At 65.0% G+C, this 13,183-nt stretch carries 11 protein-coding genes and 4 tRNA genes; 11 read left to right on the top strand and 4 right to left on the bottom strand.

Annotated elements, in window-relative coordinates; all coding sequences use genetic code 11:
* Positions 1–61: 61 nt before the first annotated feature.
* The gene (locus tag PSm6_RS18695) at positions 62–1,258 is read right to left on the bottom strand and encodes an amino acid aminotransferase (RefSeq protein WP_265167944.1); all 1,197 of its coding nucleotides are present in this window, start codon (positions 1,256–1,258) and stop codon (positions 62–64) included.
* A gap of 186 nt (positions 1,259–1,444) precedes the next feature.
* Between PSm6_RS18695 and uvrB the strand changes: the two genes are divergently transcribed.
* Positions 1,445–3,460 carry an excinuclease ABC subunit UvrB gene (gene uvrB, locus PSm6_RS18700; RefSeq protein WP_184490656.1) on the top strand — a complete coding sequence of 672 codons (2,016 nt, stop codon included), beginning with the start codon at positions 1,445–1,447 and terminating at the stop codon, positions 3,458–3,460.
* 48 nt (positions 3,461–3,508) lie between these two features.
* Here uvrB and PSm6_RS18705 read toward each other — a convergent pair whose 3' ends face one another.
* The 3 genes from PSm6_RS18705 to PSm6_RS18715 are packed head-to-tail and all read right to left on the bottom strand — an operon-like array spanning position 3,509 to position 7,043.
* The gene (locus PSm6_RS18705; protein WP_265167945.1) at positions 3,509–4,408 is read right to left on the bottom strand and encodes an EamA family transporter; all 900 of its coding nucleotides are present in this window, start codon (positions 4,406–4,408) and stop codon (positions 3,509–3,511) included.
* Between the two features lie 44 nt (positions 4,409–4,452).
* The gene (locus tag PSm6_RS18710; RefSeq protein WP_503827121.1) at positions 4,453–6,003 is read right to left on the bottom strand and encodes an MDR family MFS transporter; all 1,551 of its coding nucleotides are present in this window, start codon (positions 6,001–6,003) and stop codon (positions 4,453–4,455) included.
* A 2-nt stretch (positions 6,004–6,005) separates the two neighbouring features.
* Complete coding sequence (locus PSm6_RS18715) at positions 6,006–7,043, bottom strand: HlyD family secretion protein (protein ID WP_265167946.1); 1,038 nt, start codon at positions 7,041–7,043, stop codon at positions 6,006–6,008.
* A 104-nt stretch (positions 7,044–7,147) separates the two neighbouring features.
* Between PSm6_RS18715 and PSm6_RS18720 the strand changes: the two genes are divergently transcribed.
* The 10 genes from PSm6_RS18720 (at position 7,148) to PSm6_RS18765 (ending at position 13,181) form a co-directional block, all read left to right on the top strand.
* A complete protein-coding gene (locus PSm6_RS18720) occupies positions 7,148–8,068 on the top strand; it encodes a LysR family transcriptional regulator (protein ID WP_021217519.1) in 921 nt (306 codons plus the stop codon).
* A gap of 22 nt (positions 8,069–8,090) precedes the next feature.
* Entirely contained in the window at positions 8,091–9,575 is a 1,485-nt protein-coding gene (gltX, locus tag PSm6_RS18725; RefSeq protein ID WP_021217520.1) for a glutamate--tRNA ligase, read from the top strand.
* Between the two features lie 246 nt (positions 9,576–9,821).
* Positions 9,822–9,897: transfer RNA gene (locus PSm6_RS18730), tRNA-Ala, on the top strand.
* A 46-nt stretch (positions 9,898–9,943) separates the two neighbouring features.
* Positions 9,944–10,019, top strand: a tRNA-Glu gene (locus tag PSm6_RS18735).
* 49 nt (positions 10,020–10,068) lie between these two features.
* Positions 10,069–10,144, top strand: a tRNA-Ala gene (locus tag PSm6_RS18740).
* Between the two features lie 67 nt (positions 10,145–10,211).
* A tRNA-Glu gene (locus PSm6_RS18745) sits at positions 10,212–10,287 on the top strand.
* A gap of 192 nt (positions 10,288–10,479) precedes the next feature.
* Entirely contained in the window at positions 10,480–11,019 is a 540-nt protein-coding gene (locus PSm6_RS18750; RefSeq protein WP_031287422.1) for a TetR/AcrR family transcriptional regulator, read from the top strand.
* Positions 11,020–11,029: 10 nt separating this feature from the next.
* Entirely contained in the window at positions 11,030–11,857 is an 828-nt protein-coding gene (locus PSm6_RS18755) for an alpha/beta fold hydrolase (protein ID WP_021218591.1), read from the top strand.
* Positions 11,858–12,084: 227 nt separating this feature from the next.
* Positions 12,085–12,732 carry a bifunctional 4-hydroxy-2-oxoglutarate aldolase/2-dehydro-3-deoxy-phosphogluconate aldolase gene (locus PSm6_RS18760; RefSeq protein ID WP_031287421.1) on the top strand — a complete coding sequence of 216 codons (648 nt, stop codon included), beginning with the start codon at positions 12,085–12,087 and terminating at the stop codon, positions 12,730–12,732.
* On the top strand, positions 12,732–13,181 hold the full coding sequence (locus PSm6_RS18765) for an acyl-CoA thioesterase (RefSeq protein WP_265167947.1): 450 nt from the start codon (positions 12,732–12,734) through the stop codon (positions 13,179–13,181). Before PSm6_RS18760 ends, PSm6_RS18765 begins: the two co-directional genes overlap by 1 nt.
* The last annotated feature ends 2 nt before the right edge of the window (positions 13,182–13,183 follow it).

Raw genomic sequence — 13,183 nt, forward strand, 5'->3', positions numbered from 1 at the left:
GCGTATCCTACTGATTAAGAAGGAGAAGTCAAGCGTTTGGCTTGAGCTTCTCCTGCTTTTTTCACAGTACCTGGGTGATGGCGCGGGTGACGCTTTCCAGGTTGCCGTTGTTCAGTGCGGCGACACAGATGCGGCCGGTGCTGACGGCGTAGATGCCGAACTCGTTCTTCAGGCGTTCTACCTGCTCGGCGGTGAGGCCGGAGTAGGAGAACATGCCGCGTTGGCGGGCTACAAAGCTGAAGTCGCGCTTGGCGCCGAAGGCGGCCAGTTGCTCGACCATGGCCAGGCGCATGTCGCGGATACGCTGGCGCATCTCGCCCAGTTCCTCTTCCCACAGTGCGCGCAGTTCGGGGCTGTTGAGCACCGAGGCGACGACTGTGGCGCCGTGGGTCGGCGGGTTGGAGTAGTTGGTGCGGATCACGCGTTTGGCTTGCGACAGCACGCGGCTGCCCTCGTCCTTGGAGCCCGTAACGATGGACAGGGCGCCAACGCGTTCGCCGTACAGCGAGAACGACTTGGAGAAGGAGCTGGAGACGAAGAAGTTCAGGCCGGACTGTGCGAACAGGCGAACGGCTTCAGCGTCCTGCTCGATGCCGTCACCGAAGCCTTGATAGGCGATATCGAGGAAGGGTACGTGCTCGCGTTCGCGCAGCACTTCCAGAACGGCTTTCCAGTCGTCGAGGTTCAGGTCGACGCCCGTCGGGTTGTGGCAACAGGCGTGCATCACGACGATCGAACGAGGAGGCAGGGCCTTGAGGTCTTCGAGCATGCCGGCACGGTTCACGCCGTGGCTGGCTGCGTCGTAATAGCGGTAGTTCTGGACCGGGAAGCCGGCGGACTCGAACAGCGCGCGGTGGTTTTCCCAGCTCGGGTCACTGATGGCGACCACGGCGTCAGGCAGCAGGCGTTTGAGGAAGTCGGCACCGGTCTTCAGGGCCCCGGTGCCCCCGACAGCTTGGGTGGTGATGACGCGGCCGTCCGCGATCAGCGCCGAGTCGTTACCGAACAGCAGCTTCTGCACGGCCAGGTCGTAGGCGGCGATGCCCTCGATCGGCAGGTAGCCGCGCGGTGCATGGGCTTCGATGCGGGCCTTCTCGGCCTCGGCAACGGCGCGCAACAGCGGAATACGGCCCTGTTCGTTGTAGTAGACGCCCACGCCAAGGTTGACCTTGGTCGGGCGCGGATCGGCGTTGAATGCTTCGTTGAGGCCCAAGATGGGGTCGCGCGGAGCCATTTCGACGGCAGAAAACAGACTCATGATGCGGCTGCTCGAGAGGAAGGAAGTTGGAGGCCTGGCAACCCCGCGAGCATCGTGCATTGGGGTTGCGCAATCGGGCCGGTATTATAGCGGTCAAGGTCGCGTGCCGCGACAACGTACGCTAGCTTTTCGCCTGGTTTGACGCTGCCGCTGGGCGGGTGTCACATCATTTTGCCGAGGTCAGCCATGTCAGAGTTTCAACTCGTCACCCGCTTCCAGCCGGCCGGCGACCAACCCGAAGCCATTCGCCAGTTGGTCGAGGGCCTGGAAGCGGGCCTGTCGCACCAGACGCTGCTGGGGGTGACCGGTTCGGGCAAGACCTTCAGCATCGCCAATGTCATCTCCCAGGTGCAGCGCCCAACGCTCGTACTGGCGCCGAACAAGACGCTGGCTGCCCAGCTCTACGGCGAGTTCAAGGCCTTCTTCCCGAACAACTCCGTCGAGTATTTCGTCTCCTATTACGACTACTACCAGCCAGAGGCCTACGTTCCTTCCTCGGATACCTATATCGAGAAGGACGCTTCGATCAACGACCACATCGAGCAGATGCGCCTGTCCGCCACCAAGGCGCTGCTTGAGCGGTCCGATGCGATCATCGTGGCAACGGTTTCATCCATCTATGGCCTGGGCGACCCCACGTCCTACCTGCGGATGGTTCTGCATCTCGATCGGGGCGACAAGATCGACCAGCGCGAGCTGTTGCGTCGCCTGGCGGACCTGCAATACACCCGCAATGACATGGACTTCGCCCGTGCCACCTTCCGTGTCCGCGGCGATGTGATCGATATCTTCCCGGCGGAATCCGATCTCGAAGCCATCCGCGTCGAGCTTTTCGATGATGAAGTGGAGAGCCTGTCGGCCTTCGATCCGCTGACGGGTGAGGTGATCCGCAAGTTGCCGCGCTTCACCTTCTACCCCAAGAGTCACTACGTAACACCGCGGGAAGTGATCCTCGGCGCGGTGGACAAGATCAAGGAAGAGCTCAAGGAGCGCCTCGATTACCTGCGCAGCAACAACAAGCTGGTGGAGGCCCAGCGCCTTGAGCAGCGCACCCGTTTCGACCTGGAGATGATAGTCGAGCTGGGCTACTGCAACGGCATCGAGAACTACTCGCGCTATCTCTCCGGGCGCGAGCCCGGCCAGGCGCCACCCACCCTCTATGACTACCTGCCGGCCAACTCCCTGCTGGTGATCGATGAGTCCCACGTCAGCGTTCCGCAGGTCGGTGCGATGTTCAAGGGCGACCGCTCGCGCAAGGAAAATCTGGTGGAGTACGGTTTCCGCCTGCCGTCGGCGCTGGACAACCGACCCATGCGTTTCGACGAGTGGGAAGCGATGAGCCCGCAGACCATCTTCGTTTCCGCAACGCCCGGGCCCTACGAGGCGGAGCATGCCGGTCGCGTGGTGGAGCAGGTGGTGCGCCCGACCGGCCTGGTGGACCCGGAGATCGAGGTGCGCCCGGCCACCACCCAGGTCGACGACCTGCTCTCCGAGATCCGCAAGCGCGTTGCTGTGGAGCAGCGTGTTCTGGTCACCACCCTGACCAAGCGCATGGCCGAGGACCTCACCGACTACCTCGCCGACCACGATGTGCGTGTGCGTTACCTGCACTCGGACATCGATACCGTGGAGCGCGTCGAGATCATCCGCGACCTGCGCACCGGCGCCTTCGACGTGCTGGTGGGCATCAACCTGCTGCGTGAGGGGCTGGACATGCCCGAGGTGTCCCTGGTGGCCATCCTCGATGCCGACAAGGAAGGCTTCCTGCGCTCCGAGCGCTCGCTGATCCAGACCATCGGCCGCGCGGCGCGTAACCTGCACGGCAAGGCGATCCTCTATGCCGACAACATGACTGGCTCCATGCAGCGTGCCATCGACGAGACCGATCGCCGGCGCAACAAGCAGATCGCGTTCAACGAGGCGAACGGCATTGTTCCCCGGGGCGTACAGAAGGACGTCCAGGACATCCTTGAAGGCGCCACCGTGCCCGGCTCGCGCAGCAACAAGCGCAAGGCCATGGCCAAGGTGGCGGAGGAGCACGCACGTTACGAAGCCGAGCTGCGCTCGCCGAGCGAGATCACCAAGCGCATCCGCCAGATGGAAGAGAAGATGTACCAGCTGGCCCGCGACCTGGAGTTCGAGGCCGCCGCGCAGCTGCGCGACGAGATCCAGAAGCTCCGCGACAGGTTGCTGCAGGTGTGAACGAAAAGGGCGCCATCAGGCGCCCTTCTTCTATCCGCGGTCCGCGGCTCAGCGTCGGCCGAAGATGACCATCATCACCCCGCCCAGGGTGGCCAGGCAGGCCAGCAATGCCGTTACGCTGAGACGCTCATCGAGGATCAGGAAGCCCAGCAGCAGCGCCACCACCGGGTTGACGAAGGCGAAGGTGGACACCAGGCTCGGGCGCACTTCGCGCAATAGCCAGAAATAGGCCGGGTAGACACCAAGGCTCACCGGCAACACCAGATAGGCCAGCCACGCCCAGCCAGTCGGGGACAGCCGCGCCAGCTCGAAGCCCTGCCAGTCTCCACGCCACAGGCCGAAGCCGGCCAGCAGCACGGTGCCCATGAGCATCTGCATGGCCAGGCCCATCCAGCTGGAGCGGAAGGGCCCGCGCTTGCGCAACAGCCAGGCACCGACTGCCCAGAGCAGGGTGGCGGTCACCACCAGGGCGCCAGCGAGCCACTGCTCGAAGCCAGGGTTCTCGCCCAGCCCGTTGCCCATCAGCAGCAGGATGCCGCCACTGGCCATGGCCAGCCCGCACAGCACCCAAAGCGGCGGACGTTCGTCCAGCAGCCACTCCAGCGCCACGCTCCAGAGAGGCAGCGTGGTGTAGAGCATCGCCAACATCCCGGTGGGCAGGTACTGGTTGGCGTAGATCAGCGCGCCCTGGCCGACGGCGATCAGCATCACCCCGCCGATGAAGGCGCTGCCCAGGTCGCTGCGTTGCACCTTTGCCTGGCCACGCAGCAACACCCAGCCGAGGGCCAGCAGGCCGGCGAAGAGGAAGCGCAGGGTGGCGATGACGAAGGGCGGCTGCTCGCGCAGGAGGAAGTGGTTGGCCAGGTAGGTGGTGCCCCAGCCGATGTAGATGAGGGCGAAGGCGCCCACCAGCAGGAGGGCGCGGGTTCTTGCGTTGATGCTGGACATGCAAAGCCTGAAGCGGAAGCGCGCCGCCTCAGGCAGCGCGTGGGTTAGTGAGCAGCGCCGCCGGAGGCGCCAGCGGGCAGGGAACGGGTCAGCAGCACGGCGATCATGCTGATGCCGAGTGCGATGCCGATTAAATGGAAGGCGTCATTGTACGCCATGATCGCCGCCTGCTGATGGGCGATCTCGCTGAGCTTGGCCAATGCCGCCTGGTCGCTGCCGAGCTTCTCGCTGAGCAGGGCCAGGCGCTCGGCCACCTGCGGGTTGCTCGGCACCAGGGATTCGCGCAGGTAGTCGAAATACACCTTGGCGCGGCTGTCCAGCAGAGTGGCCAGCAGGGCAATGCCGATGGCGCCGCCGAGGTTGCGCAGGATGTTGAACAGGCTGGAGGCCGAGCCCGCGTCCTGCGGCATGATGTAGGCGGTGGCGATCAGCGAGATGGTCACCATCACCAGGGGCTGGCCCAGCGCGCGGATGATCTGGATCTGGTTGAACTGCGGGCCGGCGAAGTCCGGGTTGAGCACCCCCGAGGCGAAGCTGGCAGCGCCGAACAGGCCGAAGCCCAGGGCGCAGAGCAGCTTGGGCGAGATGATCTTCATCAGCTTGGGCACCAGCGGGATGAGGAACAGCTGCGGCACCCCCATCCACATGATCACCTCGCCGATCTGCAACGCGTTGTAGCCCTGGATCTGCGCCAGGTACAGCGGCAGCACGTAGATCGAGCCATAGAGCCCCATGCCCAGGCCCACGCTGGAGATGCTCGAGAGGCCGAAGTTGCGGTTCCTGAGGATGCCCAGGTTGATCAGCGGGTTGGGTCGCGAGGTCTGCAGGATGACGAACAGCACCAGGCTCACCAGGGCGATGCTGCCCAGGCCGACGATCAGCTGCGACTCCAGCCAGTCCTTGCGATGGCCTTCTTCGAGGAACACCTGCAGGCAGCCCAGGCCGAGGCCCAGGGTGAGGATGCCGGCGTAGTCGGTGCTCTTCAGCAGCTCCCAATGCGGCGCCTTCTTTTCCAGGCCATACATCAACCCGGCGATCATCAGCAGGCCCGGGGGCACGTTGATGTAGAAGATGTATTCCCAGCCGAAGTTCTCCGTCAGCCAGCCGCCCAGGGTCGGGCCGATGGAGGGCGCGAAGGTGGCGGTGATGGCGAACAGCGCCATGCCCTTGGCCCGGTGGTGCTCCGGCAGCTTGATCAGGGTGAGGGTGAAGGCCAGGGGAATCAGCGCGCCACCGGTGAAGCCCTGCATGGCGCGGAACACGATCATGCTCTCCAGGCTCCAGGCGAAGGAGCAGAGCAGGGAAGAGGCGAGGAAACCCAAGGATACCCAGACCGCCAGGCGCCGCGCCGAGAGCACCTGCACCAGCCAGGCGGTGAGCGGGATCATTATGATCTCGGCCACCAGGTAGGAGGTGGAGATCCACGAGCCTTCCTCCAGCGTCGCCGAAAGCGCGCCCTGGATGTCCTTCAGCGAGGAGTTGGTGATCTGGATGTCCAGCACCGCCATGAAGGCGCCGAGCATGGCGCTCATCACGGCGATCCAGTCGCGGCGGCTGGGCTCGCCGGTCGGGCGGATCAGGGTGTCACCGGCCACCGTCATTCATCCAGCTTGATGGCGACTTTCACCAGCACCGACATGCCGGGGCGGATGCGGCCCTTGAGCGGGTTGTCGCGGTCGAAGGTCAGTTTCACTGGGATGCGCTGCACCACCTTGGTGAAGTTGCCGGTGGCGTTGTCCGGCGGCAGCAGGCTGAACTGGGCGCCAGAGGCGGCGAACAGGCTCTCGACCTTCGCCTCGATGGGGGTACCCGGGAAGCTGTCGAAGATCAGCTCGGCCTTCTGCCCGGGCTGCATGTGCTCGATCTGGGTTTCCTTGAAGTTGGCCTGGACCCAGATGTCCTGGTCCGGCACCAGCGACATCAGGTGGGCGCCGACCTGCACGTACTGGCCATTGCGCGCGGCGCGCTGGCCGACCATGCCGTCGATGGGGGCGCGGATCTCGGTACGGGTCAGGTTCAGCTCGGCCTGGGCGATATCGGCACGGGCGTTGGCGATCTGCGCTTCCAGGCGCCTCACGTCGGCGCGCAGTGCGTCGGTCTGCACGCGCTGGGCCTTGAGGTCGGCCTCGGCGCGGGCCACTTGCGAGCGGGCCACGCGGGAATCGGCGGAGAGGGTGGTGACACGCTCCTCGGAAACATAGCCCGGCTTGCGCAGGGTCTGGGCACGGGACAGGTCGATCTGGGTGCGGCCCAGGGTCGCCTGGCTGGCCGCGACGTCGGCCTCGCTGGCGGCGATCATGCTGTCCTGCTGGGTGAGCTTGCTGCGCGACTGGGCCAGCTCCGCCTCGCGAGTGGCCAGGGCGGCCTGGGCGCGTTGCAGGGCCAGTTTGAAGTCCTCTGCTTCCAGGCGCACCAGCAGGTCGCCTTTCTTCACGTGCTGGTTGTCGCCCACCAGCACTTCTTCTATTCGCGCACCGAGTTGGCTGGAGACGCGGGTGATCTCGCCCTGGACATAGGCGTTATCGGTGGTTTCCAGGAAGCGGCCTACCAGCAGCCAATGCAGGAAGAAGCCGCCCACCACGAGGATCAGCAGGGCAATGAAGATAAACAGGCGACGTTGCAGTTTGGCTGGCATTCCAGGAGCTCGAAGGGCGGGCGGAAAGGCGGGAATCTAGCACTGTTCCAGTCAGGCAAGTAGCCAGTACACTTCAGAAACTTTGTTGCTTATGGGGAACAATAATGGGTCTGGATGACGCCCTGATCTTCACCCGCGTCGTAGAGCTGCACAGCTTCACCCAGGCCGCGCACAGCCTGGGCATGCAGAAGTCCACCGTGAGCCGCCGCATCGCCCTGCTGGAAGAGCGCCTGGGCGTTCGTCTGCTCAATCGCACCACGCGCAAACTGCGGCTGACCGAGGTCGGGCAGGCTTATTACGAGCGCTGCCGGCAGATCATGGTCGACTTCGCCGAGGCCGAGCAGGCCGTCATGCAGTTGCAGCAGGAGCCCTCCGGTCTGCTGCGCATCACCGCACCCATCGAGTTCGGCCAATTGTTCCTCGGCAAGGTCCTCGGCACCTTCATGAGCCAGTACCCGCAGATAACCGCCGAAGTGGAGATCACCTCGCGGGATGTCGACCCGTTGGAAGAGGGGGTCGACATCGCCATCATGGTCGGCCAGCCCCAGGATTCAACCCTGATCGCCCGCAAGCTGTTCGAGAACGGACGCCGCCTCTGCGCCAGTCCCGCTTACCTCGCAGCGCACGGTACCCCCCATGATGTGCTCGCCCTGGCTGGCCATCGCGCCGTGCTGCTGCCCCAGGACCCGCAACGCTACTGGCCGCTGCTGGACGAAAGCGTGCCCTGCCAGCGTGTGTTGCACTGCAACAACATCACCTTCGCCCGCGAAGCGGTGCTCAGCGGCGCAGGCATTGCCTCGTTGCCGTTGATGATCACCGAGGACGCGGTGCGTCGCGGCGAACTCGTGGAATTGCTGCCGGGCGTGCAGTTGCCCAGCGGCGAAATCTACGCCGTCTATCCTTCCCGGCGTTTCCAGGCGATGAAGGTGAAGGCTTTCCTCGATTTCCTCATGGCCAGCCTGCCGAATGATCGCAGCCACTGGCTGGAGCATGGCGCCGCGCCCCTGCTAACATCGCGCCTTTGACCGTTCCGCACCAGGACCCGCCATGACCACTGTCCGTACCCGCATTGCGCCCTCGCCAACCGGCGACCCGCACGTCGGCACCGCCTATATCGCCCTGTTCAACCTCTGCTTCGCCCGTCAGCACGGTGGCCAGTTCATCCTGCGCATCGAAGACACCGACCAGCTTCGCTCCACCCGCGAATCCGAACAGCAGATCTATGACGCCCTGCGCTGGCTGGGCATCGAGTGGGACGAGGGCCCGGACGTCGGCGGCCCGCACGGCCCGTATCGCCAGAGCGAGCGTGGCGAGATCTACAAGAAGTACTCCCAGGAACTGGTGGACAAGGGCCACGCCTTCCCCTGCTTCTGCACCGCCGAGCGTCTGGACAAGCTGCGTGCCGAGCAGACCGAGCGCAAGGAAACCCCCCGCTACGACGGCCACTGCATCAACCTGAGCCACGATGAGGCGAGCGAACGCATCGCCGCTGGTGAGCCTCATGTCGTGCGCATGAAGATGCCCACCGAGGGCGTCTGCGTGGTGCCGGACATGCTCCGTGGCGATGTCGAGATCCCATGGGATCGCATGGACATGCAGGTGCTGATGAAGACCGATGGCCTGCCCACCTACTTCCTCGCCAACGTGGTCGACGACCACCTGATGGGCATCACCCACGTGCTGCGCGGCGAAGAGTGGCTGCCCTCGGCGCCCAAGCTGATCAAGCTGTATGAGTACTTCGGCTGGGAGCAACCGGTGCTCTGCTACATGCCGCTGCTGCGCAACCCGGACAAGAGCAAGCTCTCCAAGCGCAAGAACCCCACCTCCATCACCTTCTACGAGCGCATGGGCTACCTGCCCGAAGCGATGCTCAACTACCTCGGCCGCATGGGCTGGTCGATGCCGGACGAGCGCGAGAAGTTCTCCCTGGCGGAAATGATCGAGCACTTCGACCTCTCGCGCGTCTCCCTGGGCGGTCCGATCTTCGATCTGGAGAAGCTCTCCTGGCTCAACGGCCAGTGGATCCGCGAGCTGCCGGTGGAGCGTTTTGCCGCCGAGGTGCAGAAGTGGGCGCTGAATCCCGAGTACCTGATGAAGATCGCGCCCCACGTACAGGGCCGCGTCGAGACCTTCAGCCAGATCGCCCCGCTGGCCGGCTTCTTCTTCGCCGGTGCGCTGCCGCTGGATGCCAAGCTGTTCGAGCACAAGAAGCTCTCGCCCGACCAGGTGCGCCAGGTCATGCAGCTGGTCCTGTGGAAGCTGGAGTCGCTGCGCCAGTGGGACAAGGAGCGCATCACCGCCTGCATCCAGGGTGTTGCCGAGCACCTTGAGCTCAAGCTGCGTGACGTGATGCCGCTGATGTTCCCGGCCATCACCGGCCAGGCCAGCTCCGTCTCCGTGCTGGATGCCATGGAAGTCCTCGGTGCCGACCTCACCCGCTTCCGCCTGCGTCAGGCGCTGGAGCTGCTGGGCGGTGCGTCGAAGAAGGAAACCAAGGAGTGGGAGAAGATTCGCGACGCCATTCCTGGCTGAGTGATTTCTCCTTCGACAAGGCCCGCCTCGCGCGGGCCTTTTCATGTCCGGGGGAGGGCGCTATGTTCGCTCATCGGTGGCAGCGTACGGGTGCTTCCCGCCGAATCCGGTAAGTGATTGTTCTTGCGATGAAAATTTTTCGATCCCGGTGAAAAATTTTGTTGACAGCCTTCAGGGTCGCCCTTAGTATGCGCCCCGTTCTCACGACGAACTCGAAAGCGAAGTGAGATGTTCCAGCGTTACTGTGGGGCTATAGCTCAGCTGGGAGAGCGCTTGCATGGCATGCAAGAGGTCGACGGTTCGATCCCGTCTAGCTCCACCAAATTGCCAGGATTCGCAGCGAAGGTTGCGGTCCTACGAAGGTTAAAGTCCCCTTCGTCTAGTGGCCTAGGACACCGCCCTTTCACGGCGGTAACAGGGGTTCGAGTCCCCTAGGGGACGCCACTTTCCAGCAGCGACAACCATCAGGTTGATCGCGCACCGAGAAGGTTTCGGGGCTATAGCTCAGCTGGGAGAGCGCTTGCATGGCATGCAAGAGGTCGACGGTTCGATCCCGTCTAGCTCCACCAAATCAGATGCCCAGTGCATCGAAATAAGGCCAGCCTCCGGGCTGGCCTTGCTTTTCGAAGGTTTAAAGTCCCCTTCGTCTAGTGGCCTAGGACACCGCCCTTTCACGGCGGTAACAGGGGTTCGAGTCCCCTAGGGGACGCCACTTTTTCCCGCTCTGCGGGGCTTTTAAGGGTCATTCCGTCATGGAGTGGCCCTTTTGTTTTTCCGCTCCGAAAAATCTCATCACCCTCGTTTTTTCCCGCTCTTGCCTTCTCTCGACCGGTGGCGTGCATAAAGGCTTGCCAGATTGAATGATGCATATAATATTATTGCCATCATGCAACGGGAGACGGCCGTGAGTGACAAGAGCAGCCAGACACGCAAGCGTATCCTCGCCGAGGCGGGCAGGGCGCTGTTCACCCGGGGCCCGCTGGAGCCGAGTGTCAGCGAGATGATGGCGGCTGCCGGGCTCACGGTGGGTGGCTTCTATGCCCATTTCGACAGCAAGGAGGCATTGATGGTGGAGGCGTTCGGCGAGCTGCTACGGGAGCGGCGGCAATCGATGAAACAGCTCGACTCGACGCTCGCGCCCCTTGACCGGCGCACCCTCGCGGCGGCCTTCTATCTATCCCGTCGTCACCGCGACAGCACCGACCGTGGTTGCCCACTCCCCGGTTCGGTGGGCGAGGTGGCGCGCAACGCCGAGCCCTACCAGCACTTGCTGGCCGAACACCTCGAATTGCTCGCGGCCGATCTCGCCGTTTCCCCCGAAGACGGCGACAAGGCCCTGGCCGACATCGCGCTGATGGTGGGCGGCCTGGCCCTTGCCCGTGCCCTGGGGGCCGGCGAGCTGTCGGACCGGATACTGCGTGCCGCCCGTATGGCGGTGATCTAGGAGAAACGAGATGAACAGCCTGGACCTGCTCCGAGGATTCAACGCCACCGTCGGCCGCGTGGCGCCCCGGCACGTCGCCGACCAGGCCCGGCGGCGCTTCATGACGCCCCGTGACACCCATCCCCGTGACTGGGAGCTGCCCTGGCTCGAGCGCGCCGAGCGCATCACCCTGCGTTTCGGCCTCTCCGCCTTGCGCTGGGGCAGCGGCCCGACCGTGCTGCTGATGCATGGCTGGGAGGGGCGCCCGACCCAGTTCGCCAGCCTGATCGATGCCCTGGTACAGGCCGGCTATGGCGTGGTGGCCCTCGACGCGCCTGCCCATGGCCACTCGCCGGGGCGCGAGGCGAACATCGTGCTCTTCGCACGCGCGCTGCTCGAAGCGGCCGAGGAGCTGCCACCGCTGCAAGGGGTGGTCGGCCACTCCATGGGCGGCGTCAGCGCCATGCTCGCCACCCAGCTGGGATTGCGAACCCAGGCCCTGGTCACCATCGCCGCGCCCAGTCGCGTCCTCGGGATGCTGCGCGGCTTCGCCCGCTTCATCGGCCTGCCGCCCCGGGCCGGCGAGCAGTTCATCAGGCGCGTCGGCGAGCACGCCGGCATTCCTGCCGAGGACATCGATGTACGCCGCTACCGCCTGGATATCCCAGGTCTGATCGTCCACGCGGAGGACGATCGCATGGTCCCCGTGATCGAGGCTGGCCGCATCCACGAGGCCTGGTCCGACAGCCAGCTGCTGCGCCTGGAGGGAGGAGGGCACCAGCGGGTACTGGCCGACCCGCGCGTGGTGGCGGCGGTGCTGCATCTGTTCGACGAGGTCGGCCTGCGCGCCAGCGCCTGATCGCGCTCCCCTTGTACGGCGGGCTTGGCGACAGCCGCCGGGTGCAGGAAGATTCGCCAATGGAATGCGTCGAAGGCCCACCGCCGGTCGGTGACCTGCCGTCGATGCTGCTCTTCCAAGGTCCATGTCTGTTGCGCCGCCAGCGGCGGCCCGGGCGTGGTCGCCGGGGCGAATCAATTCCGGGCCCGAACGCGGGACCGGAGGCACGAATCAAGGGGAAAGATGCAATGAGCCTGACTATGGATGTGGTGCTGCAGCGGGCGCGACCCGTCCTGCCGGTGCTGGTCATCGAAGACACGGGGCTGGCCCTGGACCTGGCCGGCGCGCTCAGTGCCGGTGGGATCGAGGTGCTGGAGGTGACGCTGCGCACTCCGCGTGCCCTGGACGCGGTGGCGGCGATCCGCAAGGAATTCCCGGACCTGCTGGTGGGCGCGGGCACCCTGATCCACACCGAGCAGTTCCTCGAGGCCCGCGACGCCGGTGCCCACTTCGCCGTCAGCCCCGGTTGCACCGAGCGCCTGGCCGCAGCGGCGGAAGATTCCGGCCTGCCGTACCTGCCCGGGGTGATGACCCCCTCGGAAGTGCTGCTGGCCCTGGAGTACGGCTACCGCTCGCTGAAGCTGTTCCCGGCCAACGGCAATGCCAGCGTGAAGATGCTCAAAAGCTTCAAGGGACCCTTCACCGGCATCCGTTTCTGCCCCACCGGCGGGGTCACGCCGGACAACCTGCAAGGCTTCCTGCAGCTGCCCAACGTCGCCTGCGTCGGCGGCACCTGGATCGCGCCGTCGAGCCTGATCCGCGCCCGCGCCTGGGACCAGATCACCCAACTCGCCGCCGAAGCGCGCGAGCTGGCCAGCAACTCGGAGCACGCCTGATGAACTGGGACCTGTCCACCCCCTTCGTCATCGACATCAAGGTCGCCGCCGATGACATCGACGGCCTCGGCCACGCCAACAACGCCGTCTACGTCAGCTGGCTGGAGCGTTGCGCCTGGCGCCACTCCCAGAGTCTGGGGCTGGACCTGGCCGAATACCGCCGCCTGGATCGCGCCATGGCCGTGGTGCGCCACGAGATCGACTACCTCGCTGCCGCCTACGAGGAGCAGGAGCTGCAGATGGCCACCTGGATCGTCGAATCCGACCAGCGCCTGAAGATGGACCGCCGCTTCCAGCTGATCCGCCCCGAAGACGGCGCGACCCTGCTGCGGGCCAGGACCACCTTCGTCTGCATCGAGCTTTCCAGCGGCCGCCCCAAGCGCATGCCGCCGGAATTCATCGAGGGCTATGGCCGCGCATTGATGCAGCCGTTCCCCCTGGAGCTCTGAGC

Origin of the sequence: Pseudomonas solani, assembly GCF_026072635.1 — a bacterium.
In the GTDB taxonomy this organism is placed as follows: Bacteria; Pseudomonadota; Gammaproteobacteria; order Pseudomonadales; family Pseudomonadaceae; genus Metapseudomonas; species Metapseudomonas solani.

Excerpts from the sequence above, each read along its gene's own strand:
- PSm6_RS18765 (WP_265167947.1), top strand. The coding sequence starts at position 12,732 with ATGAACTGGGACCTGTCCACCCCCTTCGTCATCGACATCAAGGTCGCC.
- PSm6_RS18695 (WP_265167944.1), bottom strand. The coding sequence starts at position 1,258 with ATGAGTCTGTTTTCTGCCGTCGAAATGGCTCCGCGCGACCCCATCTTG.
- PSm6_RS18720 (WP_021217519.1), top strand. The coding sequence starts at position 7,148 with ATGGGTCTGGATGACGCCCTGATCTTCACCCGCGTCGTAGAGCTGCAC.
- PSm6_RS18760 (WP_031287421.1), top strand. The coding sequence starts at position 12,085 with ATGAGCCTGACTATGGATGTGGTGCTGCAGCGGGCGCGACCCGTCCTG.
- PSm6_RS18705 (WP_265167945.1), bottom strand. The coding sequence starts at position 4,408 with ATGTCCAGCATCAACGCAAGAACCCGCGCCCTCCTGCTGGTGGGCGCC.
- PSm6_RS18715 (WP_265167946.1), bottom strand. The coding sequence starts at position 7,043 with ATGCCAGCCAAACTGCAACGTCGCCTGTTTATCTTCATTGCCCTGCTG.
- uvrB (WP_184490656.1), top strand. The coding sequence starts at position 1,445 with ATGTCAGAGTTTCAACTCGTCACCCGCTTCCAGCCGGCCGGCGACCAA.
- PSm6_RS18755 (WP_021218591.1), top strand. The coding sequence starts at position 11,030 with ATGAACAGCCTGGACCTGCTCCGAGGATTCAACGCCACCGTCGGCCGC.
- gltX (WP_021217520.1), top strand. The coding sequence starts at position 8,091 with ATGACCACTGTCCGTACCCGCATTGCGCCCTCGCCAACCGGCGACCCG.